At 61.8% G+C, this 25,614-nt stretch carries 22 protein-coding genes; 8 read left to right on the top strand and 14 right to left on the bottom strand.

Annotation, left to right across the window (positions count from 1 at the left end):
• Window positions 1–59: 59 nt before the first annotated feature.
• The 7 genes from GR212_RS04405 to GR212_RS04375 form a co-directional block, all read right to left on the bottom strand.
• A complete protein-coding gene (locus GR212_RS04405) occupies window positions 60–1,349 on the bottom strand; it encodes an NtaA/DmoA family FMN-dependent monooxygenase (protein WP_163985250.1) in 1,290 nt (429 codons plus the stop codon).
• A 21-nt stretch (window positions 1,350–1,370) separates the two neighbouring features.
• Window positions 1,371–2,294 carry an LLM class flavin-dependent oxidoreductase gene (locus GR212_RS04400; RefSeq protein WP_163985249.1) on the bottom strand — a complete coding sequence of 308 codons (924 nt, stop codon included), beginning with the start codon at window positions 2,292–2,294 and terminating at the stop codon, window positions 1,371–1,373.
• Window positions 2,295–2,305: 11 nt separating this feature from the next.
• On the bottom strand, window positions 2,306–3,556 hold the full coding sequence (locus GR212_RS04395) for an acyl-CoA dehydrogenase family protein (protein WP_163985248.1): 1,251 nt from the start codon (window positions 3,554–3,556) through the stop codon (window positions 2,306–2,308).
• 144 nt (window positions 3,557–3,700) lie between these two features.
• Window positions 3,701–4,693 carry an ABC transporter permease gene (locus GR212_RS04390; RefSeq protein ID WP_163985247.1) on the bottom strand — a complete coding sequence of 331 codons (993 nt, stop codon included), beginning with the start codon at window positions 4,691–4,693 and terminating at the stop codon, window positions 3,701–3,703.
• Window positions 4,694–4,695: 2 nt separating this feature from the next.
• Window positions 4,696–5,646 (bottom strand): ABC transporter permease, encoded by a 951-nt coding sequence (locus GR212_RS04385; protein ID WP_163985246.1) that lies wholly within the window; start codon window positions 5,644–5,646, stop codon window positions 4,696–4,698.
• The gene (locus GR212_RS04380) at window positions 5,639–7,249 is read right to left on the bottom strand and encodes a dipeptide ABC transporter ATP-binding protein (RefSeq protein ID WP_163985245.1); all 1,611 of its coding nucleotides are present in this window, start codon (window positions 7,247–7,249) and stop codon (window positions 5,639–5,641) included. The genes GR212_RS04385 and GR212_RS04380 overlap by 8 nt, the downstream gene beginning before the upstream one ends.
• A 16-nt stretch (window positions 7,250–7,265) precedes the next feature.
• Window positions 7,266–9,023: an ABC transporter substrate-binding protein gene (locus GR212_RS04375; protein ID WP_163985244.1), complete on the bottom strand. Its 1,758-nt coding sequence runs from the start codon at window positions 9,021–9,023 to the stop codon at window positions 7,266–7,268.
• A 347-nt stretch (window positions 9,024–9,370) separates the two neighbouring features.
• Between GR212_RS04375 and GR212_RS04370 the strand changes: the two genes are divergently transcribed.
• From GR212_RS04370 to GR212_RS04340, 7 genes are all read left to right on the top strand, one after another.
• On the top strand, window positions 9,371–10,966 hold the full coding sequence (locus tag GR212_RS04370) for an ABC transporter substrate-binding protein (protein WP_163985243.1): 1,596 nt from the start codon (window positions 9,371–9,373) through the stop codon (window positions 10,964–10,966).
• Entirely contained in the window at window positions 10,963–11,997 is a 1,035-nt protein-coding gene (locus tag GR212_RS04365) for an ABC transporter permease (RefSeq protein ID WP_246725683.1), read from the top strand. Before GR212_RS04370 ends, GR212_RS04365 begins: the two co-directional genes overlap by 4 nt.
• Window positions 11,994–12,833 (top strand): ABC transporter permease, encoded by an 840-nt coding sequence (locus GR212_RS04360; protein WP_163985242.1) that lies wholly within the window; start codon window positions 11,994–11,996, stop codon window positions 12,831–12,833. Before GR212_RS04365 ends, GR212_RS04360 begins: the two co-directional genes overlap by 4 nt.
• Window positions 12,830–14,506: a dipeptide ABC transporter ATP-binding protein gene (locus tag GR212_RS04355; RefSeq protein ID WP_163985241.1), complete on the top strand. Its 1,677-nt coding sequence runs from the start codon at window positions 12,830–12,832 to the stop codon at window positions 14,504–14,506. Before GR212_RS04360 ends, GR212_RS04355 begins: the two co-directional genes overlap by 4 nt.
• Window positions 14,499–14,771 carry a hypothetical protein gene (locus GR212_RS04350; RefSeq protein ID WP_163985240.1) on the top strand — a complete coding sequence of 91 codons (273 nt, stop codon included), beginning with the start codon at window positions 14,499–14,501 and terminating at the stop codon, window positions 14,769–14,771. Before GR212_RS04355 ends, GR212_RS04350 begins: the two co-directional genes overlap by 8 nt.
• A complete protein-coding gene (locus tag GR212_RS04345) occupies window positions 14,768–15,913 on the top strand; it encodes an LLM class flavin-dependent oxidoreductase (RefSeq protein WP_163985239.1) in 1,146 nt (381 codons plus the stop codon). Before GR212_RS04350 ends, GR212_RS04345 begins: the two co-directional genes overlap by 4 nt.
• 76 nt (window positions 15,914–15,989) lie before the next feature.
• Window positions 15,990–17,198, top strand: a complete 1,209-nt coding sequence (locus tag GR212_RS04340; protein WP_246725682.1) for a GNAT family N-acetyltransferase — start codon at window positions 15,990–15,992, stop codon at window positions 17,196–17,198.
• A 420-nt stretch (window positions 17,199–17,618) separates the two neighbouring features.
• Here GR212_RS04340 and GR212_RS04335 read toward each other — a convergent pair whose 3' ends face one another.
• The 6 genes from GR212_RS04335 to GR212_RS04310 all read right to left on the bottom strand — a co-directional run bounded on the left by GR212_RS04335 (window position 17,619) and on the right by GR212_RS04310 (window position 23,219).
• Complete coding sequence (locus tag GR212_RS04335) at window positions 17,619–18,836, bottom strand: FAD-dependent oxidoreductase (protein WP_163985237.1); 1,218 nt, start codon at window positions 18,834–18,836, stop codon at window positions 17,619–17,621.
• Between the two features lie 5 nt (window positions 18,837–18,841).
• The gene (locus tag GR212_RS04330; RefSeq protein ID WP_163985236.1) at window positions 18,842–20,029 is read right to left on the bottom strand and encodes an Atu1372/SO_1960 family protein; all 1,188 of its coding nucleotides are present in this window, start codon (window positions 20,027–20,029) and stop codon (window positions 18,842–18,844) included.
• A gap of 48 nt (window positions 20,030–20,077) precedes the next feature.
• Window positions 20,078–20,740 carry an amino acid ABC transporter permease gene (locus GR212_RS04325; RefSeq protein WP_163985235.1) on the bottom strand — a complete coding sequence of 221 codons (663 nt, stop codon included), beginning with the start codon at window positions 20,738–20,740 and terminating at the stop codon, window positions 20,078–20,080.
• A complete protein-coding gene (locus GR212_RS04320) occupies window positions 20,737–21,396 on the bottom strand; it encodes an amino acid ABC transporter permease (RefSeq protein ID WP_163985234.1) in 660 nt (219 codons plus the stop codon). The genes GR212_RS04325 and GR212_RS04320 overlap by 4 nt, the downstream gene beginning before the upstream one ends.
• Window positions 21,397–21,406: 10 nt before the next feature.
• Entirely contained in the window at window positions 21,407–22,159 is a 753-nt protein-coding gene (locus GR212_RS04315) for an amino acid ABC transporter ATP-binding protein (protein ID WP_163985233.1), read from the bottom strand.
• 178 nt (window positions 22,160–22,337) lie between these two features.
• Window positions 22,338–23,219, bottom strand: coding sequence for an ABC transporter substrate-binding protein (locus GR212_RS04310; protein WP_163985232.1), 882 nt, complete (start codon window positions 23,217–23,219; stop codon window positions 22,338–22,340).
• Window positions 23,220–23,431: 212 nt separating this feature from the next.
• Between GR212_RS04310 and GR212_RS04305 the strand changes: the two genes are divergently transcribed.
• Entirely contained in the window at window positions 23,432–24,457 is a 1,026-nt protein-coding gene (locus GR212_RS04305) for a GlxA family transcriptional regulator (RefSeq protein ID WP_163985714.1), read from the top strand.
• Window positions 24,458–24,548: 91 nt separating this feature from the next.
• Here GR212_RS04305 and GR212_RS04300 read toward each other — a convergent pair whose 3' ends face one another.
• Window positions 24,549–25,463, bottom strand: coding sequence for a DMT family transporter (locus tag GR212_RS04300; protein WP_163985231.1), 915 nt, complete (start codon window positions 25,461–25,463; stop codon window positions 24,549–24,551).
• Window positions 25,464–25,614: the final 151 nt, after the last annotated feature.

Here is a 25,614-nt window from a genome sequence, read left to right as displayed (position 1 = left end):
AAAACGAACCGCAAGTTAGATAAACATCGAATTCCAAAACCGGCCGGCTGCGACAGGCCTTAGAAGGGAGGCGTTGGCGACGCTGCCTGAAAATGTTCGCGCAGCGTCTCGGTCTCGTATTCGTGGCGGTACAGGCCGCGCCTGCGCAGAATCGGCACGAGTTCGTCGACAATCACGGCAAGACCGTCGATCAGGCGATCCGGCTGCAGGTTGAAGCCGTCGATGGCTCCGGCGTGGAACCAATCTTCGATGTGGTCGGCGAGTTGCTCGGGCGTGCCGACGAATCCGGCATGACCCGACCCGGTATACCGCGTCTGCTTCAGATACTCGCGCACGGTGGGGTTGGTCTTGCGGATCTGCGTGATGATCGATTCGCGAAAGCCGATACTGCCGAGGAAGGTCTGGGTGTCCTTGATCGGGCCGAGGACATCCTCGGGAAACGGCTCATCCAGTTCGAGTTTCGAGGCGTCGTAGCCGATCGCCTGTGACAGCCAGGCGATGGAATATGATGGCGGGCCTGCGTCATGCATCTCATCGCTGCGGCGACGCGCCTCTTCCTCGCTGCTGCCCAAGCTCAGCAACAAGCCGGGGAGGATCTTGATATCGTCGGGTGAACGGCCATTGCTCCGCGCGAGACCTTTGACCAAACGGTAATGCTCGATGGCTTGATTTTTGGTAAGTTCGGCCGCGAAGACACCTTCAGCCGCGCGTCCCGCCAGGGCGCGACCCTGCGGCGAACCACCCGCCTGGAAGATGACCGGGTGGCCTTGCTTCGACGGCGGCACCCGCAAACGGCCGTCGACATCGAAGAATTCGCCATGGTGATGCACATCCCGACCCGTGGCCGCGGATTCCCACAATGCCCGCACGACATCGACGAACTCGCTTGCACGCTCGTAGCGATCGTCACGAAAGGGGATATCGGGCATGCCGAAATTGCGCGCGGCAGGCACGCCGCGTGTGGTGACGACATTCCACGCCGCGCGACCACCCGTTTGTTGGTCCCATGAGAGGAAGCGCTCGGCGAGTTCGAAAGGGTCGTTGAAGGTGGACGAGGCGGTGGCGACAAGGCCCACGCGCGAGGTTGCCGCGGCCACATGACCCCAGTTCACCGTCGGCTCAAGGCGGATCGGATTGGCGTCATAGGCTGGGTCGCCCAGCAGCGGGCCATCAGCCAGGAAGATGGCGTCAAGGGTGCCGCGTTCCGCCGTCTTGCCAAGGTTCGTCCAATAATCCGGGTCGATGAAGGAATCCTTCTTCAACAGCGGCGTCTTCCATGCCGCCGGCAGATAACCTAGCACCAATGCGTTGATCCCGAGGAGGACGTGACCAGATCGCTTGTTTGTCATGAGTGATATCTCCGTTGCTCTCTAAAGAGAGACATGCGGTTGCGGCAGAGGGAAAGCCGCGCGCGCCGTGGACGGCAGCGGCGCTGGCGCCGTCAGGTTTAACGCGGTGCGCAGAGATCCGCCTGGCGCGATGGGAGCAAAACCAACGGCAAGCCACCGCTCGGCGGTGTCGAGGAGATCACCCACCGACTGCTCGAGGCCCGCGCGCAGCACGACACCCGCAACAGCATGTGGCGGCGGCTCCTGCCCCAGAGCCACGATCGGCACAGAGCCTGAAGCGCCCAGGACAAGCTCGATCGGGTCGTTGGCGCTTGCCGGCGGGATATCCGCAGCCGTTGCGGCATACCACGCGATCACCGACGCGCCTGTGGATGGCTCGGGTGCGTTCAATGGCCCCGCGATGGAGAAGCTGTTGTTGATATCGACATGCACGATACGATTCGACTCCACCAGGATGCCGGTCTCACGATTGCCGATGATCGAGTCGTGCGGCCAGCTCTGCTCGAGCGCGCGCACCGCAAGGGCGGCGTCATAGGCCGTCTGAGCGGTGAGCGGCGCCCCACCGCCGAGCCCTGCTCCACCCCAGGCCGGTGCTTCCTTCGGACCTTCGGGGGCATAGGCGTCGCGCACGCCGATCAGAAGGCCGCTGCGACCATGCGAAAGGTGGGCAAGCGAGGCGACGCGGCGCGCGACGTTGTACGGGTGGTCGCGCTGCGGCGTCGCAGTGATGAGGAAACGACCGTAGTTGGTGGCACCGGCCAAAGTGGCGCCGGCGGCACTGCTGGTCAGCGTGACCGGCGCCGGCGCGCTGCCATCGACACGGTCGATTCCCAGCACGCTGAACGCGACCGGCAATCTATCCCATCGCGACAGCAGAGCGCGGCTTGCGGTAAGCTCTATCAAATGCGGCCCGGCCAAGCCAAGCGCAAGGTAGGGTTTGGTCATCCTGCGTCTCCCTAGTTGCCTTGGCCACCGCGACCGAGCCGGGCGATGCTCGACACGGGCGATTTGTCGTTGACGAAGTAGTCGCCGAGGATGCGCGCCTTGTAGGCGACCGGATTATGGGATGCGAGGGTGCGCGCATTGCGCCAGTGGCGGTCGAGAGCGGTTTCCTCGGAGGTTGCGGACGCCCCGAGAGCGCCGAAGATGTGCGTGGCGGCAAAGAGGACGCCGTCGATGATCGCGAGTTGCGCCTGCGATACAGCCACTTCTCCAGCTGTCGCCCGCTCGTCGCGCAAGGCAACATCGCCGGCGGCATGGGCGGCGGCGATGCGGTCGAGCGAATTCGCGGCACGGCGTAGCGCTGCCTCCGTGGAGAAAACCCGAACCGATACCTCGCCGATCACTTGCAGCAGCTGCGGGTCAAGCGCCGGTACCGGATCGAGACCTTGCGGGTAGTTGCGCCCGCGCGACTTGAGCGCCGCAATACCGTCGCGCAGGATCGCACGCGTAATACCCGTGAGCACGGCCAGCAGCGCCGTTTGATAGAAGTGCCCCTGGTAGACGACGCGCTCGCTCGCCGGGAAGACGTCGCCCTCATGCGCAACGGCGTCCCGGTAGGTGGCGCTGCCGCTTGCCGTGGTGCGCTGGCCAAAACCCGGCCAATCGTCAGTAAGCACGACGCCCGGCTGGTGACGGCTGACTAGGGTGGTGATGAGGGAACCGTCTTCGCCCTTGCCGATCACGTCGAGCCAGTCGGCATAGAGACTGCCGGTGGCATAGAACTTCGCGCCGGTGACCTTGTAATGATCGCCTTCGCGGGTCACGGTCGTCTTTATGGTCGCGTAGGTGCCGTTATTGGCTTCCGTCCAGCCGCCGCCAACGAATTCGCGGCCACGGAAGCGCTGGAACCAGCGGTCGTTGGTCGGCGACGGCCGCGCGTTGAGACGGTCTTCGATGAAGGCCAGGTGATTGCGCCATACGTGGGCGACATTCGCGTCTGCCTCCGCCAGCAAAGCCAGGAGGTAATATGTCTGTTCAAGCGAGGCGCCCCATCCGCCAAACTCCTCAGGTACGCGCACCAGAGCGAAATCGGCATCCTTGAGCCACTGCACCTGCTCCAAAGGAAAAGTGCGATTGCGTTCACGCTCGACATTGCCCTCGGCGATACGGTCGAAGACCGGTTGGAAGCGCGCCACGAGGTCTTCTTCCGTCGCGGTGGCGGGGCGCAAGTAGGTCAGCGAAGTCGGGGCATCCACTGCGGTCATATTTGTTCTCTCCTTCTTAGTGGTGCTGCATCGAGAAACGGGGGAACGGAATGTGTCTCCGGGCTTGTTCGGTCGCGGTCGCGCGTTGTGCTCATGCCTGGATTTTTCCGTCGTATGGATGGTGAGCCTGATCCGCCAAGATGCTCAGTTTCGATTTGCCGGATCGCGCCACAGCGCGACAAGGTCGACCGCGAGGGTCGTGAGGATGAAAGCGGCGGCGGCAAAGATGGTCGTGCCGATGACGACGGGGAAATCGCCATCCAGAGCGGCAGTGATCGCCATGCGGCCAACTCCATCCAGACCGAAGATCGTTTCCGTCACGATTGCGCCCCCCATGATGGAGGCAAGCTCCAGCCCGCCGAGCGTTAGTATCGGATTCAACGCCGATTTCAGAGCATGGGAGAAATAGATCCGGTGCTCGGGCACGCCCTTGGCCCGGGCCGTGCGGATGAAATCATGCCCGAGCACGTCGAGCATGCTCGCCCTGACCATGCGCTGAAAAATCCCGATCTCCGCAATCGCGAGCGTCGCCCACGGAAGCACCAGATGTCGCGCCCATTGCAGCGGGTCCTCGCTCAAGGGAACGTAGCCGCTGCTGGGGAACCATGAAACGCCGTGGTTCGACAGCTGGAAGAAGAAGAAATAGGAGATCAGGATACCGCTGAGGAACGTTGGAACCGAAAGGCCGACATAGGCGAGGAAGGCGAGTAGGTGGTCGACGAGCCGGCCATGCCAGCGCGCCGCGACAACACCGGAAATGATGGCGATCGTCATCCAGATGATCACCGCGCCGAAGGCCAATGAGAGCGTTACCGGAGCCTTGGCGAGGATAAGATCCGTGACGGGCGCCTGCTTGCGAAAGGAAAAGCCAAGAGCCGGTGGCCAGTGCATCAAGCCCATCGGCGCGCCCTGGATGTCCGGACCGCGGAACAGGTAGTGCCAAAGCTGCAGATACCAGGGCTCGTCGAGGCGAAGCGCTCTCGCGACGCCGTCAATCGTTTCCTGCGTCGCATTGCGCGGCGCCAGCATCGCGGCGGGATTGCGATAGGCGATCCTGGTGATGAAGAACGAGAGGATGAGGACGATGACGAGCGTCGAGAGCGAACGCACGGCGGTGGAAGCAAGCCGGCTCACCATGATCACGCGCCTCTATGATGGGGATCGAGCACGGTTCGCAGCCCGGCACTCAACGTATTGAAGCCCACCACCGTCAGGAACAGGGCGAGGCCGGGCCCTGCCAGAAACCAGGGCTGGTTCTGATAGAGGGACGTCCGCTGCGCTTCCGCGATCATATTGCCCCAACTGGGCATTGGCGCCTGAATGCCAAGACCGAGGAAGGAGAGGGTCGCCTCCGCGACGATATTGGCGGGCAGCTGCACGGCCCAGTAAACAAATATCGTCGGCAGGATGTTCGGCAGGATATCGAACCAGATGATGCGCGCCCATGACGCGCCGATCGTGCGCGAGGCTTCCACCATCGGACTGGTGCGCAGTTCCACCACGAGCCCTCGCGTGAGGCGGGCAAAATAGGCCCAGGAAAACAAGGCAATGACGAGGATCACCACGATGACCGGCGGAACGATCGGCTGGCCCGTTCCCCCTCGGTTGAGCGACAAAAGGCTGAGTGCCGTCACTACGAAGGGAAAAGAGAGAGCGACGTCTATGGCCTGCGAAATGATACGATCCGTTCGGCCCGCGAAAAAGCCGCTGACCAGGCCGATGGCCGTACCGATGATCATCGCGATCGTTGTCGCCGGAATGCCGACGATGAGCGAAACCTGCGCACCGTAAAGGGTTCTGACCAGCACATCGCGGCCGTTTCCATCGGCTCCGAGAGGAAAGTCGAGTGTCGGGCCCGTGGGCAATCCCATTTCATCGAGCGCCGTATCCTGGAACTGTTCCATCGGACCGTGCCCCAGGAGATTGGCGACCGCGGGCGCCGACAGCGCTGCCAGCAGTACGAAGCCAACGATGATGGCGCCGGCGCGCACCGCCCTTTCGCGCCACAGGCGCTTCAAAAGCAGGGTGAGCGGCGACGGAGACGGGTCGGAAGGCGCCAGGGCGGCGACGGACTGAATGCGGTCAGCCATGGCTCACCTCTTCAAGCTCTGCATCGGCCGATAGACGCTTGTTTCCTGGAATGGATGCGAGCAACCGTCGAGTGTAGTCGTGGACCGGGCGCCTGAAGACCTGTCGCGTCTGGCCGGTTTCCACGATCTGTCCCTTTTCCAGCACGATCACCCGGTCGCATAGCTCGCCGATGACGCCAAGATCATGTGAAATGAACAGGAAGGAGACTCCGAGCTTGTCGCGAAGCCGGGAGAGCAACCTGATGACCTTTGCCTGGGTGGTGATGTCGAGGGCGGAAACCGGTTCGTCGGCAACGATCAGGGAGGGCCGGAGCGCGATCGCTCTCGCAATGGCGACCCGCTGCCGCTGCCCGCCGGACAATTGCGACGGCAACCGGTTCAGAATCTCTTCCGGCAGTTCCACGTCGGCCACGAGTTGTTTCACTTTCTCGCGCAGTTCCGCCTTGCCGATGGAGCCATGAATGACAAAGGGATCGGAAAGGATGGCCTCGATCCGCCGTCTGGGATTGAGGCTGGCATAGGGATCCTGAAACACCACTTGGATAGCCTTGCGCAGATCGCCCTGCAGCAGGACGCCGCCGGATCCGGGCTGGGAATAGTCCCTTCCCCGCAAGCTGATCAGACCCGCGTCGGGCCGGTCCAGACCGGCGATCAGCCGCCCTATGGTCGATTTGCCGGAGCCGGACTCACCGACGAGGCCGAGGATCTCTCCTTCGCCTATGGTGAAGGAGACGTCATCGAGTACCGAACGCGTGCCGAAGGAACGGGCAATTCCATGCATGGCAAGCAAAGGGCGGGACGCTTCCCGGCCTCCGGCCGCCGCGTAGGTCTTCGGGCCGCCGAGGCGCGCCGCACCCAACAATTCCCGGGTATAATCCTGCCGTGGCCGGAGATAGATCTCGGCCGCAGGCGCTTTCTCGATGACGACGCCTTCGCGCATGACGACAACGTCGTCGGCAATGTCGGACACGACCGCGAGATCGTGGCTGACGAAAATCAGCGCGGTTCCGTGCTCCTGCTGCAGACGCTTGAGAAGATCGAGAATGGCCGCCTGAACGGTGACGTCGAGAGCCGTCGTCGGCTCGTCCGCAATGATCAGTCCTGGATCGAGCGCGATGGCGATGGCGATCATCACCCGCTGGCGCATGCCGCCGGAAAGGTGGCGTGGGTAGTCCGCGAGCCGCGCCTGCGGATCGGCAATACCGACATTGTCGAGAAGCGCCAGCACGCGCTCGCGCCTCTCCCTGCGACCAACTCCGCCATGAACCGAGATCGCCTCGCCGATCTGCTCGCCGATCGTCTTCAAGGGGTGCAGATTACTGAGCGGATCCTGGAAGACGAAACCGATCTTCGCGCCGCGAAGCCTGCGTAATTCCCTATGGGGCAGACCGAGGATCTCCCGGCCGCAGTGCCGCACGCTGCCCTCCACCACGGCGGAAGCCGGCACGAGCCCCGTCGCGCCGAGAAGGCTGGCGCTCTTGCCCGACCCGGACTCGCCGACAATTGCAAGCGTCTTTCCGGCTTCGACGGCGAAGGAGACACCCCTCACCGCCTGGACACCGCCGAAGCGAACTCGTAGATCATTTACGGAAAAGACGGACATCAAACTACGCCACTGCCTAGTTCTTCACCGCGATGTTGGTGATGTCGGCCTGCACCGCGAGCGAAGACCAGGTCCAGTGGGTGACGCGGTCCGACGTGATGGCGATCTTGCGCTTTTCGAAGAGCGGGATCCAAGGCAGATCGGTTGATACGATCTTGTCCGCTTTGGTCCAGAGTGGGGTCGCATTGTCGGACGGATAAGCTTCGGCGGCGAGTTTGTTCAACTCCGGATTGCTATAGCAAATCGCATACACATTTCCGGTGCCACACGGCGCGGCATCCGAGTTCAGCCAACCACCGAGCAGCATTCGCGTGCTCGGACCTTGCCAATCGGGTGAAAAGCTGCCGTTCAGGAACACGTCCCAACGCGACTTCGGATCCTGAATGTAAGCCCGCCATCCACTGGCAGGTGCCGGGATTAGGTTCAGCGTAATGCCAGCAGCCGCCAAATCCTCCTTGAGAGTGACCGCAATCGTTTCGTTCTGTGCGTTGGTACGATAGAGCGCGTCGAGCGTGATGCCATTAGGATAACCGGCCTTCGCCAAAAGCTCCTTCGCTTTTGCCGGATCTCCCTTGTTGCCTGCAGTCGGATAAGGATCGAACTGTTCGTAGCCCGAGATGGTGGAGGTGATGATCTGCGACAGAGGTACGGCCGCGATCGATCCGCCTTGCGATTGAACCAGATGGGCGCGATTGACCGCATAGGACAAGGCCTGGCGCACCTCCGGCTTGCGCAACGCCTCGATACCTTCGCTGGTGACATTCTTCTGCGCGTTTATGGTGATGAAGTTGGCCGAGCCGCTGTTGGTCGCGTGCAGGTAGGGGCTATTCTTAGATACATATTGCTGGATGGTGCCACGCGGAGGCGCGTCGAGATAGAGCGAGAGATCGGCCTCCCCGGTCTGAATCTTCTGAACGACTGCATCTTCGCTGTTGGCGGTGAAATCGACATCGATCTCATCGACATAGGCCTTGCGGGCTTCGTCCGATTCCGGCTTGAAGTTCTTGGCCTTCTTCAGGACCAGCTTCTGGCCCTGATCGTAGGAGGCAACATAGTACGGCCCGCTCGATGGTAGATTCTTTCGCGATTCCAGTGAGTCCGGGAAATATTTCGACGCGATTTCAGGCGCCACCGGCGACACGAAATTCATCGAGAGAATATTGAGGAAGTCGTAGTTCTTGGTATCGGAATGGATCACCAGGGTCTTATCATCAGGGGCTGATACACCGGAAATCTCGTGACTATCGATAAAGGCCTTGCTTGCCGCCAGATCCCCGGTCGGCACTTTGGAAAAATCCTTGCAGTATTCGACAAAGCCCGACAGCACGAGATTGAAATAATTGATGGCGGCGACCTGCTTGTTGGGGTCGCAGAAGCGCTTTATGCCGTAGACAAAATCGCCGGCGACGATCTTACGTTCGGTAGAGCCCGAGAAGAAGATGTCGTCCTTCAGATGAAACGTATAGGTCTTGCCGTCCGGACTGACGTCCCAGGATTTGGCCAGATCCGGCACCAAGGTGGTATCTTCCTTGAGGCCGATCGGCGAACCGGGATAGGTGACGAGCTGGCGTGTCGTGGCACGCAAAATTTCCCAGGATTCAATGCTGTAGCCGGTTAGCGGGTCGAAAGCGTCGAGATCGGCTTCAAGCGAGGCGATGTGCAGCGTGCCACCGAATTTCGGCTCATCGGCAAACGCCGGGGCGCAAAGGGCCGTGTAAGCCGCGAGAAAAGAAACGGCGATCCGCCTGGCGCGGAGAAAGACAGTGACATGCATTGGGAGTTTGCCTCGGCTTTGATTGTTTCCCCTTATTTTCTATAGTTTTTATGTATAATTGAAACGGTGGAACGTTCCAATTGAGCTGCCCGCGAAGAAAATAAACTGCCGAAAATTGGCTTTCGTCGAAAAAAGCGTGCCGTTTTGAGATACTCTCATCCACGCCGCGAAGCCAATCGCCGAAATCACCGTCTGCATGGACTGCGTCACGGCAGGCGGCCGCATCATGAAAGCGGAGAACGATTTTCCCCACAAATTGCGCTTTTTAGAACGGAACGACCGCGCCAACGATCGTATTCCGTTGCATAAATCTATCAAATCTATAGAAAATAAATGGACTAGGATCTATGGCCTTCGACGGACTTTCGAGATACACGGCTTCGCGCTTTCTGGGCGCCCTGCTCGGGCTGGCGCTTGTCTCCGGCGCCGCCTTTGCGGAAGACAGGGGTGGCACGCTGAACCTGATCGTGCAGCCGGAACCGATCTCCCTGAACCCGGGCATCAATCGCCTCGGGCCGGCAACCTTCGTCGGCGACAAGATTTACGATTCGCTCGTCAGCTACGCCCAAAAGGATCTGGCGCCGATCCCGCGGCTCGCCGAAAGCTGGACCGTTTCGCCCGACGGCAAGACCTATACGTTCAAGCTCAGATCTGGCGTTACCTGGCATGACGGCGTGCCCTTCACCTCCAAGGACGTCGCCTTCAGCTACAATGACTTCCTGCCTGCGCTGCAAGCCCGCTCGCGCGATCTGCGCAACGAGATAGACCGCATAGAAACGCCGGACGATCTAACTGTCGTCTTTACCCTGAAAAATCCCTATCCGGCTTTCCTTCGCTCGCTGAACGCAGCCATTGTTCCCGCGCACAAATATGTCGGCGTCACCGATTTCCGTAACGCGCCGGCCAATGCCGAATTCATCGGCACAGGGCCGTTCAAGTTCGCGGAGTGGAAGAAGGGCAGCCTGATCCGCCTCGTGCGCAATGACAAATATTGGGATGCCGGCAAACCCTATCTCGACGAAATCGATTTCCAGATCATACCGGATGCAAATTCGCGAGCGATTGCTTTCGAGACGGGCCAGGTGGACGCACTGCGGTCGGGCGATGTCGAGAATTTCGATATCCCGCGTCTTTCGGCGCTTGAGGGCGTGAAGACACGCGAGGACGGCTGGGAATATCTGCAACCGATCGGCTATGTTCACCTCAACAACCGCAATCCGGTCCTCGCGAAACTGCAGGTTCGACAGGCCATCACGCAGGCCATCGATCGCGATTTTATCATCAACACGATCTTCGCGGGCTTCGGCAAGCCCATCAACGGTCCGTTTTCGAGCCTGTCTGTCTACAAGGATGCAAGCGTCGAAACCGTCTACCCGTTCGATCCGCAGAAGGCCGCGGCGCTGCTTGACGAAGCCGGCTACAAGCCGGGGCCGGACGGCACGCGCTTCACATTGAAACTGGTCCCGCTTCCCTATGGCGAACTCTGGTCCCGCGAGGCCGAATATCTGCGCGAAGCTCTCGGCGCAGTGGGAATCAAGGTCGATATCGTTTCCACCGACGTTGCCGGCTGGTTCAAACGACTAACCACCTTCGACTATGACATCGCCGAGAACTTCGTCTACACGACCGCCGACCCGGCGATCGGTATTTCCTACGGTTACAAGACGGTCAAGGGCGACAATGCCGGCACGACCGGCGCCAATGTCAATGGCTACTCCAACCCGGAAGTCGATGCCTTACTGGATCAGGGCGCTCACGAGCCCGACGAAGCCAGGCGCAAGGAGATCTACTCGAAGGTGCAGCAGATCGTCTCGCATGACGTGCCTCTGGTCTGGACCCATGACATCGTCTTCCCCACCCTGTATCGAGACAGGGTGCAGGATCTGATCACGACCGCGCTCGGCACGGACGACAACTTCGCATCGGTCTGGCTCAGGAAATGAACCAGACGTCTAAACGCGGTCGCGTGCATGGACAGGGAGCAGCCTTGGCCTTCGCCAAAGCCGTGTCGCTTCGGCTTGCCAAGGCCGGGTTCATTCTCTTGGCGGTCATCGTCCTGACATTCGTGCTCGTCCGCCTTGCCCCGGGCGATCCCGCCCTCCTGCTCGCAGGCGATCAGGGTGGAAGCGATCCGGCGTTCGTCGCCGAAATCCGGCAGCACCTCGGTCTCGACGGTCCGATTGACGTGCAGCTCTGGCATTATCTGCAGGCGATTGTCAGGCTCGACTTCGGCACCTCCTATCGCGATCAGCGGCCGGTGATCGACATCGTGCTGGAAAGACTGCCGGCAACATTGCTGTTGACGGTTTCCGCCTTCGTCTTTTCCATCGTCGCGGGTGTGGGCCTCGGCGCCCTTGCAGCACGCCGGCCGGGCTCTGCGATCGACGGCATCGTCACGACGATATCCGTCGCCTTCTTCGCCATGCCGATGTTCTGGATCGGGCTGGTCTTTATCATCGTCTTCGCCGTGAAGCTGGGCTGGTTGCCGTCCTATGGCATGCAGACCCCTTCGGCTGCAGCCAAGGGCGGCTGGGCGGCATTCGGCAATCTCGCCGCGCATATGGTCCTGCCGGTTCTGACGCTTGGCCTCTACTACATGTCGATCCACGCGCGGGTCAGCCGCGCAGCGCTCCTGCAGATCTCCGACATGGATTTTATCCGTACCGCCCGGGCCAAGGGCCTTCCGGCCTGGCTCGTCTGGCGCGATCATCTCCTGCGAAACGCGCTTCTGCCGACGATCACCGTTGCGGCCTTGCAGGCCGGCCAGTTGATCGGCGGTTCGATCCTGGTCGAGACGGTCTTCGCATGGCCGGGCATCGGCAGGCTTGCCTTCGATTCGCTTGCAAGCCGCGACTACAACGTCCTTATCGCCGTGTTCATCCTTTCCTCGTTCGGTGTTCTCATCGCCAACCTCGTCGCCGACATGGCCTACCGCATGATCGACCCGAGGATCGACCGGGAGGCGAGGACATGATCCGCCGCCCGCGCCATCCCTTGCTCCGCGCGCCGGTCCTGTTCGGCTTCGCCGTACTCGCACTCCTCGCCTTTTGCATCATTTTCGCCGACGTGCTTTATCCGGGGGATCCCTGGCGCATGGTGGCGCGGCCAAACCTGCCGCCGCTGTCGCCCGGCTACCCGGCGGGGACCGACATGCTCGGCCGCGATCTGGCCGCCGGCCTCGTCCATGGTGCCCGCGCCACCCTTGCCGTCGCGCTCAGCGTCGTCTGCCTTGCCATCGGCCTTGGCGTGACGCTCGGCCTTGCCGCCGGTTATCTCGGCGCGGCCGTCGATGAAGTGCTGATGCGCATTACCGAGTTCTTCCAGACGATTCCGGGGCTCCTGCTGACGATCATCATCGTGGCGATCCTGTCACCGACCCGCCTCATCGTCGTCCTGGCGATTGCGCTCATCTCCTGGCCGCCGGTCGTGCGCATCGTCCGCGCCGAGGTGCTGTCGCTGCGTCGGCTCGACTGGGTCCGCGCCGCCCGTGTCAGCGGACTGTCGCATCTGCGCATCGCATTCCTGCATGTACTGCCGAACGTATTGCCGCAGGTGATGATTCAGGCCTCTCTTCTCATTGCCGGTGCGGTCATGATCGAATCCAGCATCAGCTTTCTCGGACTGGGCAATCGTGACGCCGTCTCCTGGGGTTTTCTGCTCGGATCCGGCCGTACCGCTTTCAGCGTCAACTGGTGGCTCTCCACCCTGCCCGGACTGGCGATCTTTCTCACAGTGCTTGCCTTCAATCTGGTCGGCGATGGCCTGGAACGCTGGATGAATCCGAAAAGCGGAGCGGGAGGCGGGCGATGAGCCAATCGCAATCCGCTGCGACGGCACCCCTGGTCGAAATCGAAAATATCGACATACGGCTTCCGGAGGGCGGCGAGCGGGAGCTTGCCGTTCGCAACGCGACCCTGTCCATCGCGCGCGGCGAAGTGCTCTGCGTCGTCGGCGAAAGCGGCTCGGGCAAGTCGGTGCTCGCCTCTGCCATTGCCGGCCTTCTTCCCGGCAACGGCCTTCGGGTCGAGCGGGGGAACCTGCGCTTTGCGGGCGAGGATGTGCTTTCTCTCAATGAAACGGCGCTCCGGCGCCTGCGCGGCGCGCGGATCGGTTACATTTTCCAGGAGCCGATGACGGCGCTCAACCCGCTATTGACCATCGGCCGGCAGATCGCGGAAGCGCTCACGGCTCATGGCCACCCAGCACCGCCGGAACGGATCGCAGAGCTTCTTGCCGCCATGCGTCTACCCGATCCGGGCACGCTCGGCCGGCGTTATCCGCACGAACTTTCAGGGGGCCAGCGCCAGCGCGTGGCGATTGCCATCGCGATGGCCTGCGGGCCTGATCTCCTGATCGCCGACGAACCGACCACCGCGCTCGATGTGACGACGCAAGCGGAAATCCTGCGGCTCATTCTCGACCTGCGGGCCCGTCACGGGCTCGCCGTGCTGTTCATCACCCATGATTTCGGCGTGGTACAAGACATCGCCGACCGCATCGTCGTCATGCAGGCCGGCGAGATCGTCGAACAGGGGAACGCGGAACAATTGCTCGCCGCGCCGGCCCATCCCTACACGCAGAGGCTGCTTGCCGCGGTGCCGAAACTTGAAGCCCGGCGCCCTCCGCTTCCTTCAGGTCTGCCGCCAGTGCTGGAGCTTGAGGGCATTGACAAGACCCATTTCAGCCGCCGCCGCTTCCTTGGCCCAGCCCGGCCGGCGACACAGGCGCTGAGGAGTGTCGATCTGACATTGCGCGTCGGCGAGACGGTTGCGCTGGTCGGTGAAAGCGGATCGGGCAAATCCACTCTCGGGCAGGTCATCACCGGTCTTGTCGAACGCGATGCCGGCACCTTCCGTCTTTCCGGCGAGGCGATAGGCCGTGCTCGGGAGCTGTTCACGCGCGAGAGACGGCCTGCCGTGCAGATGGTGTTCCAGGATCCGCAATCCTCTCTCAATCCACGCCACAGCATCCGTCGCATCCTGACGGAACCTGTGCTGCAAGCCGGCCTATCGAGAGAAGAAGCCGAATCCCGCATGGCGGAGCTGCTTCTGCGCGTAGGGCTGGATCCCTCCTCCGCCGATCGGAAGCCGCATGCCTTTTCCGGCGGCCAGCGCCAGCGCATCGGCCTTGCCCGTGCGCTGATGCCAAAGCCGCGGCTGCTGGTGGCCGACGAGCCGGTTTCCGCGCTCGACGTGTCCGTGCAGGCACAGGTCCTCGATCTCTTGGCCGAACTTCAACGCGACCTCGGGCTCGCCATGGTGTTCATTACCCACGACCTGCGCGTGGCGGCCAGGGTGGCCGACCGCATTGCGGTGATGCAGCACGGACTGATCGTGGAAGAGGCCGCGACCGCCGATCTTCTGCTGGCGCCACAATCCGTTTACGCGCGTGCGCTTGTTGCCGCGGTTCCAGGTCGGAACAGAGAGATGGAATCCGCTGCAAACAACGCGTCTCGAATCCTTGAAGAAATGCCCCATGATTGAACTGACAAACCCGGAGGCGGCCCGAAAGCCGCTGTTTTTGGACACCTTCAGAATGAACACCGCGAACCACGTTCCCCAGGGACATTGGCGCCATGTGATCGACAATCTCCCCGTCGCCGATGCGACGCTCCGTGGCCGCCTGATTGGCACCGGCGCCTTGGAAACGGATCATCCCGGTGCTGCCTTCGCCATCATTCGCGGAAGCCGCACCGCGCTTGACCGGGATCATCGTTCGGCTGCGGCCAATAAAAGGATCCCGGCATGAGTGGCAACATCCACCTTCATTGGTATCTGCCGACAAATGGCGACAGCCGGGGCCTGACAGGCTCGGGAGCCGATAGCCATGTCGTGGAATTTTCCGGGGGCTTCCGCGCACCAACTCTCGCCTATCTCGGCGAGGTGGCACGCGCCGCTGAAGCGCAGAATTTCCACGCCGTTCTTACGCCAACCGGCACATGGTGCGAGGATGCCTGGATTACCACCGCCGCGCTTTCCCGCGAAACGAAGCGGCTGAAATTTCTCGTCGCCTTCAGGCCTGGCCTCATATCGCCGACGCTCGTCGCCCATCAGGCGGCGACCTTCCAGCGGATGACCGGTGGGCGGCTGCTTCTCAACGTCGTGACGGGCGGCGATCGCTTCGAGCAGGCGCGCTTCGGCGATCATCTGGACCATGACACCCGCTATGAGAGGACGGAGGAATTCCTCTCGGTGGTGCGCGGCGTGACGTCCGCGTCTGCAGACCAGCCCTTTTCTTTCAAGGGTAAGCATTACGACATCCGCGAGGCAAGCATCGACACCGGTCCGTACGATCTGCCGGAGATCTTCTTTGGCGGCGCAAGCGCTGCCGCCCAAGAGGTCGCGGCCGGTCAGGCCGATGTCTATCTGGTCTGGGGGCGGCCGCCGGCACTGGAGGCCGACAATATCGCACGGCTAAAAGCGCGAGCGGCTGCCAGAGGTCGTTCGCTGCGCTTCGGTGTGCGCTTGCATGTCATTTCGCGCGATACAGAGGATGAGGCCTGGGCCACCGCCGACAAACTTCTTGCCTGGCTCTCGCCGGAGCGGGTGCGGAAGAACCGGGAGCTCCTCGCCAAATCCGAATCCGTCGCCCAGAGCCAGATGTCGGCGCTGCATGTGGGTCGCGAAGGCGTCCCGGCTTCGGCGCGTGAACTGGAAATCCATCCCGGCCTCTGGTCCGGCTATGGCCTCGTGCGCGGAGGAGCGGGCACCGCTCTCGTCGGGAGCCATGCGCAAGTTGCCGACCTCATCGAAGCCTATCATCGCGTCGGCTTCGACCATTTCATCCTCTCCGGGCAGCCTCATCTCGAAGAGGCTTGGCATTTCGGCGAGGGCGCAGCGGCGCTTCTCAAGGCGCGGGGCCTTCTCGCTCCGGTGTCCGCGCAATCATAAGAAATGGCACATGTCATCACCTGCAATCGAAGACTGAATTCCCGAAAGTCGTAAAATGACATTGGACAACATTCGCATGGATATACGATCGCTGAATGACGAAGACGGCCGGCGCAAGGCTTTTGCTCTGTTCCGGCAGGCCTTGCTGGGTATCGGTGATTTTGGGCGCACCAATCCCGACACCGAAACCCGGTTTCTGGCAGAGGGCCAGCCGCTTGGCGGCTTCGAGGGCGATGTGCTGCGAGGCGTCGTCAACGGCTATGATTCATCAATCACCCTACCCGGCGGCCGGCGCGTGCGCCATCTCTCCGTCACACATGTCGGCGTCTCTCCGGACGCGACACGTCGCGGGATCGCTCGCCAGCTCATCATCGAGCAGCTTCGCCGTGCCCGCGCAGATGGCTATGTCGTCGCAGGCTTGCGGGCATCGGATGCCCGCATCTACGGCCGATACGGTTACGGCATTGCCTCCTGGTCGGTCCGGCATGAACTCGATCTTACCCGCACCGGGCTTGCGGTCTCAACCGCGCGAGAAGGACTTCGCATCGTCGATGCTCGCGAGAGCTTCGCCTTGTTTCGGAAAATTGCCGCCGCGGATCCGTCGCCGCGAGCAGCGACGCTATCGCGCTGGGATGGCTGGTGGTCCATTCAGGAATTCCGTAGCGTCTCCGGCACAACGCCCCATCACGCCGTCGTCTTCGGTGCCGAGGGTCACGAGCGCGGCTATTTGCGCTTCCATGTCGAGTCCTCGGACAACTGGTTCACCTCATCGCATCGTACCGTGATCGTCGACGATCTCGTCGCCCATGACGATGAAGCCTGGCAGGCCCTGATTGGCCACCTCTTCACGCAGGATATCCTGCACCAGGTCACCTTTCCATCCCGGCCGGTGGATGATCCGCTGCCTTTGCTTCTCCACAATCCTCGATCGCTGGAGATATCCGGTCAGCGCGACGAAAGCTGGATACGACCTCTCGATCTCGAAGCCTTGCTTTCGGCCCGCCGGTATGGCGGCACGCGCCAGGTCACGATTGCCGTCGAAGACGACTTGTTCCATGACAATGGCGGCACCTGGTCTCTCGGTCCGAAGGGTGCGGAGCGAAGCAGCGAGAGGGCGGAGGCTCATGTCACAATCGCGGAACTGGCCACGCTGATCTTCGGGGCGCAGAGCGCCTCGCTTCTTGCTGCTTCCGGGCGCATCAAGGCGATCTCCGTGGACGTGGCCGAGGAACTGGACCGCGTGTTTGCCACCAGCCGCCGGCCCCATTCAGGCATCTCATTCTGAGAGCGACATGCGTTGCCCCCGCCCGAACCGAAGCTGCCTGGCAGGAGAGTTGGAAGAACAAAAATGGATATAATCCAATATGATGGACCCTTTAGTTGTCGTAACCAGCGCGCCAGGCAGGCAAACAATTGAAGCAATTGCAAGCGGGCCGGATAGCTTCAATGACGACGTAACAGGGATCAATGATCGGCTTCCTCTCGCACAGGCGAGGGAACAACGCGCTTCAGAAGCAGATAAGCGCCACCTGCCACGCCGATACCCGCAAGCCATGAAAGATCGACGCCGCCTGTCCTTGAGAAGATCCAGATGTTCTCGGATCATCTCGATACTCAGACCAGACATCCGCCAGCGCGCGATCTTTCATCGGCCCCTTCGACGGCTGTGAAAGCCAGGAGCGAGGATGGCCAACGGACCGAGCCTTCAGGTCATCGAAGATAAGATATTAAGCAGCCGGCGCGCGCTGCCCATCGCCAGCGTCCAGCCGAGCATGCCATGACCGCCGTTGACATAGAGGCCGGGAATTCCGCGGGATGGCGCAATGATCGGCTGTGACGATGGCGTCATTGGGCGTTCGCCAGACCAACGCGCTTCACCGGCTTGCGCTGTGAAATAGCCCGGCAGGACGCTGTTTGCCATATCCCGCAGAACCGCGAACCGGTCCGTGTCGAAGCCGGCGTCCGGTCTTTCGATGTCCGCAAGGCCGGCCACGCGCAAACGAACGCCGATGGCGGCGAAGGCGAGTTTGCGCTTCACGTCCGTCAAGCTTACGCGCGGCGCGCCGTCCCGCCATTCAACCGTCAGCGAATACCCGCGCACCGGCTGCACGCAGGCCGCCTCCGGCAAGGCGGCGGCAAGCGTACGGATCAGCGGTCCGGCCGTGACGACGGCTGCATCGACGCCAAGCGCGTCGCGGTCGGCGAATTTTACCGCCGATAGTCTGTCCTTATAGCGTTCGAACCCGGCGACCTTCGCGCCGAAGAGCCTTTCGACGCCGTAACGGGCGACAGCGAAACCGGTCAGTTCGCGGCAGAAGGCCGCCGCGTCCCCAAGCGCATCGCCGGGCGTATGGACTGCCCCGGCAATTTCGCCCTGATAGGACTTCAAGACCGGCTCGACCTCTTCGGCTTGCGCCCGAGACAAAAGCCGCTGGTCCAATCCAAGCAGGCGCTTGCGCTCAACCAGCGGACCGGCGCGTGAAAAGCTCGCCGCATCCGGATAGAGATGCAGTTTGCCGGCGACACGGTAGTCGAAGGATAGCGGCGCCTCGGCCAGAAGCGCGGCCAGTTCCCGGCGGGATTCATCCGCGAGCTGCAGGATTGCGCTCGTATTGCTCCACCAGCGCCTGTCCGGCATATTGGCGAGAAACCGCAATCCCCAGATCATGAAATCCGGATCGAGCCGGAAGCGGACACGGAAGGCCGGATCATGGCCGGCGACGATACCCGGCAGATGTTTCAGAAGCGACGGGGACGCCATCGCATCGCCATAGGCCCACGAAAGCTGGGCCGCGTTGCCGGCGCTCGCCCCTCGCCCAGGCTCGGCTTCCGCATCGATAAGCGTGACGGCGTGACCGGCCTTCGCCAGCATGTAAGCCGAGGCGACGCCGACAACGCCCGCCCCAATGACGGCAATTCGCATGGAGATCATCCCTCTCCGCCGTTCGTCACGGCGGTCAGCTCGATCTCCACCGGCACGCCGCGCGGCAACGATCCGACGCCGATGGCGATGCGGGCGTGCTGCCAGCACGTTGGAAAGAGCTCGCGCAGCAACTCGGACGCGCCGTCTATCACCGCGCCATGCTCTGTGAATTCCGGAGTGGCCGCCACATAGCCGGCCAGCCGCACGAACCCCTTCACCCGATCCAGCCCGCCGGCGACGAGTTCCAATTGCGCCAGTGCGTTGAGCAACGCCCACCGCGCGCATTCCCGACCTTGATCGAGGCTGACGGCACCGCCAAGATGCCCCTTGCAAAGCACGGCCTTATCCTTGAGCGGCACCTGACCGGACACAGTCACGAGGTTGCCGGTGGTCAAGGCTCCGACAAACGCACCTGGGGGCACGGAAGCTTCCGGCAAAGCCAGTCCAAGGGCGGCAAGCCGCCTGCGGACCGAGCAGGCTTCCGGCGAACCGGCTTGCGACTTGCGGCCGGCGCTCTGCTCGATGAAGCGCCTGAGGATCGCACGGTCGAATTCGCTCAGGTGGTATTCCGGATGCCATTGCACCCCGAGGCAGAACGTATCCGTCTCGCCCTCGATCGCCTCGACCACCCCATCGGGCGCGCGCGCCGCAATGCGGAACCGACCGGCACCCGTCAGCGCATGGCGATGCAGGCTATTGACGGAAACCTCCGTCGTTCCCGCAATGGAGGCTAGCATGCTGCCGGGCTCGACCGCGATCCTGTGGGCCATGCGGTCGGGAATGTCGGCGGGAATATGATCGACAGCCGTGTCCGGCAGGCTCGTCGTGAAGGTCCCGCCGAGAAATTCGCCCATGATCTGCATCCCGTTGCAGATCCCGAGCAACGGCTTGCCTGCCTGAAGTGTTTGCCGGATGAGTTCCAGCTCGAATTCCCGCCGCTCGGGAAGCGCTTCATGACCAGGCGTCGTGCCGGTCAGCAAAACGCCGTCCCCAAGGGCAACCAGCATGGCGATATGCTGGCTCTGATACGGCAGGATCAACGAAATACCGCCGGCCTGTGCAATCGCCTCGGCATAGTTGGCCCGCACCACATATTCCGCCTCGGTTTCGGCGATGTCGGACGCCCGGAAATCCGGGGACGTCAGGATGATCGGCCGGCGCGGCGCGATGCGTCCTTGGTCATTCGTATTCATGGTCTTGTCTCTTGGTTCGAACGAGGTGTCATGCGACGGCGATGCGCTCTAACGGACAGTGCGCGGCGACAGCCGTTTCGACAGCAGCGAAAACGGCCAGGCGATGAAGAAGTAGCAAAGTCCCACGGCCAGAAAGATTTGCAGCGGGAGGAAATAATCCGTCGACATCGATCGGCCCGTCAGCATCAGTTCGTCGACCGTGATCAGCGAGGCGAGCGAAGAATCCTTCAGCAACGCAACAAAAGTCACGATCAGCGGCGCGGCGATGACACGCATCACCTGTGGCAGAACGATCAGCCTGAAGCTCTGATACGGCGTGAAGCCGACGGCAAGCGCGGCCTCGCGCTGTCCCTTCGCAATCGCCATCAACCCGGCGCGAAACAATTCCGCTACTTGCGCCGCGAAGGCGAGCGCCAGCCCCAATACGCCGGCGGTGAAGGCATTGAAGGTGATGCCGATGCCGGGAAGACCGAAGTAGAGCAGGAACAGAATGGCGAGCAGCGGTATGCCGCGAACGACCGAAACATACAGCGAAACGAGACGTTGCAGGAGGGGCGAACGAACATTGCGGCACAGCGCCAGCAAGAGACCGAGGACCAGCGAGAGTGCGAAGGCTGTGACCGACAGAGCCGCGGTCGTCCACATCGCTTCAAGAAGCGCCGGCAGCCATTCCGCGCCGTATTCGGCATAGGGTTCAAAGAATGCGGTCATGCCTTGACCCTCCCGTAACGGGTTTCGAGAACGCGGATCGCCTGCATCAGCGGCAAGCCGAGCAGCAGGTAGAGGCCGGCGGCCGTCGCATAGATCAGCGTCGTCTGGAACGAGGACGTGACCATCGAGCGCGCATAGAACATGATCTCCGGCGCGGCGATGGCCGAAACGATCGAGGTGTCCTTCAGAAGCTGGACGGCGTAGTTGCCAAGCGACGGCAATGCGATGCGCAGGGCCTGCGGGGTCAGGATGTCGAAAATCGTCTGGAGCGGCGTAAACCCGACGGCGAGCGCGGCCTCGCGCTGGCCGTTCGGCAGCGCCGCAAAGCCCGAGCGGAAGAGGTCGCAGGTCACCGCGCCACCGATCAGTCCGAGGCCGAGAATGGCGGCGGCGATGGACGAAAGCCGGAGGCCGATGCTCGCCAGCCCGAAATACAGGATGAAGAGATGGGTGAGCGCCGGAATGTTGCGCATGATTTCGCAATAGGTGTCGATCAGGGCGTGAACCGCCCACAGCTTGCCGAATTGACGGGCGAGCGCCAGTCCAAAGCCCAGGCAGACGCCGAGCGCCAGCGAGGCGAGCGTGACCAGAATGGTGACGCCGATGCCGGCGGCAAGCCCCTCCAACACCATAAGAAAGATCGATAGTCCGCTCATCGCGCCGCCCTCAATGCCGGATCTGCTTGAGGAAAGCCTGCGTGCGCCGTTCGCGCGGTGCGAGAATCAACTCCCGCGCCGCGCCCTGTTCGGCAATCACGCCGCCGTCGAGAAACATCACCCGATCCGCGATGTCGCGGGCGAAGGCAATCTCGTGGGTGACGATCAGCATGGTGCGCCCTTCGGCGGCCAGTTCTTCCATCACCTTCAGCACTTCGTGCACCAGTTCGGGATCGAGTGCCGACGTCGGTTCGTCGAACAGCATCAATTTCGGTTTCTGGGCCAAAGCGCGGGCGATCGCCACCCGCTGCTGCTGGCCACCGGAAAGTTCGAGCGGCGACGCATCGGCGCGATGCGTCATATGGACCTTGGCCAGCATTTCGAGCGCCAGCTCACGCGCTTCTTTCGCCGAAAGACCGCGCACCTTGCGGGCGGCGATCGCCACGTTTTCGGTCACGGAAAGATGCGGCCAAAGATTGAAGAGCTGAAAAACCATGCCCATCTCGGCGCGCTGTGGCGCAAGCTGGCGGTCGTTCATCGGCCGGCCGGCGGCCATGCCGATCTGCTCGTCATCGAGGCGGATCTCTCCGGCTGTCGGCTTCTCCAGAAAATTAAGACAACGCAAGCAGGTGGATTTTCCCGAGCCGGATGGGCCGATCAAAGCGATCTTCTCGCCCGCCGCCACCTCGAAATCGATCCCCTTCAGAACCTCCACGGTTCCATAGCTCTTGCGCAGACCCGTCACGCTCAGCAGCGGGCTCATGGCATTCCCCTTTTTATCGTTTTGGTCGAACCAGGGGGACGGCGCCCTAAAATGCGCCGTCCAGGTCTTGAGGACTTAATCGGTGGAGACGAGATCACCTGAAAGGCTCCGTCCTTTCCGTTTCCGTGCAACTTCGGAGGCAAAACCGCTGCGCGCTTTTGCTGTCACTCCTCCGATATCAGCCGGCCGTCTTGCAGGACGGCAGCTTGTAATCGGCCGGGCGGTCCACGCCGGCGCGGAAGTTCTCGCCAGCCGGCGTGTACCAGACATCGGCGGAAAGGCCGTAGCGCTCGCCGATTTCCTTCATCGCGCAGGTCTTCCACATCTCGTCGATGATGGCGTCGACCTTCTGGCGCAAATCATCGTTCTTCTTGTTGAAGCCATAGACGACCTGACCGAGACCGGTCAGCAGCGGGAAGTCGGGATTGGTATCGGTGAAGGCGAGGAAATGCATGTGCCAATCGGGATTCTTCTTGATCGCAAAGGAAACGACCGGCGGATCGCCGATGACGGCATCGATGCGCCCCGCGATCAAATCGCGCACGGCAGCGTCCGCCGTGTCATAGAGCGAAAGCTCCAGTCCCTTGATTTTCTTGAGTTCCGGCACGAAGGAAAACCCGGTGATCGTGCCGACCTTCTTGCCTTCGAGATCGGACAGCTTGTCCCAGCTGGTCTTGTCGGACTGCATGATGCCGTTCTTGAAGTAGTGGATCGGCTCGGACAGCGACATGATATTGGCGCGCTTTTCCGTCCAGCCCATCGTGCCGAGCATGACATCGACGCGGCCGGATTCAACGGAGGCGATCGTGCCCGACCACTCCATCAACGCCGGCTGGATCTTCAGCCCCAGCTTGTCGGCGATTTTCTGCATGATTTCGCCGTCATAGCCGATCAGCTTGCCGTCCTGCCAGCCGGAGCCCGGCATGTCGCCGGTGAAGGCGACCGTTAGTTTGCCCTGTTCCACCAATTCGAAAGCCTTCGCGGCGGTCGAAAAAACCGAAAAGCTCCCGCCTGCCAGCAGCGCGCACACCACCAGCCTTCTCGAAAGAGAAAGTGCCATTTGTCAGATCCTTGACGTTAAGAGTTCCCTGATCCGGTTGTTTTTGCGGTCCGGATGCTTGTGTTCAACGCGTAAAGAATGCCGCCAAACCGACGGGTTGGATTTTATAAATTGGACATTTTCTTTTAAAAACGGACATGCCAAGCTATGCTTTCCCATCAAGGGAGAGTGCTGTGGACGAAAAGACCGGCGTTTCGGATGGACAGAAGGATATGGACTACGTCGGCTGGCTGGACAGCCTGTGGGCCGAACGCCTGCTTTCGGCGCGCGACCACAAGCCGGATATTTCGGTGGGCATCCTGCTCTGGCCGACCTTTCCCCTGATGTCGCTGACGGGCGTCATCGAGCCGCTTCGTCATGCAGCCGATTTCGGCGACAATTCGCGGCCGCTTCATTGCCGCTGGTCGATCATGGGCAAGCCGGGCTATAGCGCTGCGGCGAGCTGCGGCATCCGCGTCCAGGCAGACGCCGCCTATATCAATCCGACGGATTTCGACTATGTCGTCGCCATTGGCGGCCTGCTGCCGCATCTCAGAGCCGCCCCCGCTTCGCATCGTGACTATCTGCGCGTGGCGGCATCCGCCGGCGTGACGATCATCGGGGCCTGCACGGGATCGTTCATCCTCGCGCAGGAAGGCCTGCTCGTCGATCGCAAGGCTGCCGTCCATCCCTATCATTCGGAGGATTTCCGAACTGCCTTCCCGCGCCAGGCCTTTTCCACACGGGACGACTTTCTGATCGACAAGGGGCGCATCACCGTTCCGGGGGGAACCTCGATCCTGTCACTGATGACCCAGCTCATCCACAATCATTGCGGACCAGACCGCGCGGCGAAGGCCGTCCACCAGCTATCCCTCACAACTCCGAAGGGCATGAGTGTCTTCGACCACGAAAGAGCATCGACCTTTCGCCATGTGAGCGACGCACGCCTGCAAAAGGCCATCGTGCTCATCGAAAGCCGGAAAGGACGCGACGTATCACCGGAACAGGCAGCCGCCGCCGTGGGCCTTTCGCCACGTCAGTTCGCCCGCCTCTTCCAAACGCATATCGACATGACGCCGAAACATTTCATTCTTGAAACGAGGCTGCGCTATGCACGCTTTCTGCTCGAAAATGGCTCGCTGGCGATCACAGCCATCGCGCATGAAACCGGCTTTTCCGATTCCGCCCATCTGGCAACTGCGTATCGCAAGAAATACGGTACATCACCGAGCGAAATGCGGAAAGTCAGCAAGTGAAGATCGCCCGAAAGGGCCGCCAGGCGACGCATCCGCGCTTCAACGGACGAGCGCAGCAAGATTACTCGCTGGAGAATGGCCGCCGGCGCGTCTAGTGCCCGTCCCGGGCGACGGCTTCCTTGGGGATCGTGTCGGTGACATTCTTGCGGTGGAAGATGAAAAGGCCGGCGAGCACGATGATGACAGATCCGATGATGATCTGGGCGTCCGGAATATCTCCGAAGAAGACAAAACCCAGCACGATCGCCCAGATGAGCAAGCTGTACTGCAGCGGAGCCAGAAGCGACGCGGGGGCAAGCTTCAGCGAGCGGGTGATCAACATATGGGCGCTGCCGGCAACGATGCCGAGCGCCAGCATGGCGCCGATATCAAGAACCGATACCGATCGCCAATTGCCGATGCTGAGCACCAATCCGGCCGCAAGCGCGCCAATCGTCTGCCAGGCAACGAGCGTTGCGTCGCCCGTCTGGCGCAGTCGCCGCCCGAGCACCAGCGTCAGCGCGAATGCAAGGCTTCCGCCAAGGCCGAAAAACGACGGCCAGGAGAACATCGCTGCAGAAGGCCTGAGCGCGATCAATACACCGATAAAGCCGACGAGAACCGCCAGCCAGCGCCGCCAGCCGATCCTCTCGCCGAGGAAGAAATGCGAGATCGCCGCGACATAGATCGGACCGGCCATATAGAAGGTCATAACGTCGGCAAGCGGCAGATAGGTGACCGCGGCGTAAAAAAGGGCGACATCGACTGTCGCCATCACCACCCGCAGCAGCTGCAGCGAGGGCTGTTCGAGGCGAAACAGGGCTGCCTTATCCTGTCTCGCGATCATGGGAGCAAGAATAAGGAACGCACCGAATGAACGAATAACCAGCACCTGTCCGACCGAGAAACTCGCGACCAGCCATTTGCCCATGGCATCGTTCAACGAGAACAGAAAGTCGCCGAAAAGCATCAAAAGCATGCCGGCAAGCACCAGATTGCCGTTCGCTACGGCTTTGCCAGCACGCATACTGATTTATCCTTGCGATTCTTGAATTTCCACCATCCGGGCTTTAGCCGGTTTTGCCCTCTTCCCGCAAGGCAATCCGCTCTCTCCGCTCCAGAAGAAGGCTCTGCCGCGCCGCCGGCCGTCTCGGGAAAGCAGCGACAATCTTACCGCC

This window comes from Martinezella lusitana (assembly GCF_010668395.1).
Lineage (GTDB): Bacteria > Pseudomonadota > Alphaproteobacteria > Rhizobiales > Rhizobiaceae > Rhizobium > Rhizobium lusitanum_A.
Note: the sequence above shows the minus strand (reverse complement) of the source record. Positions and strands in the feature narration are given on the sequence as shown.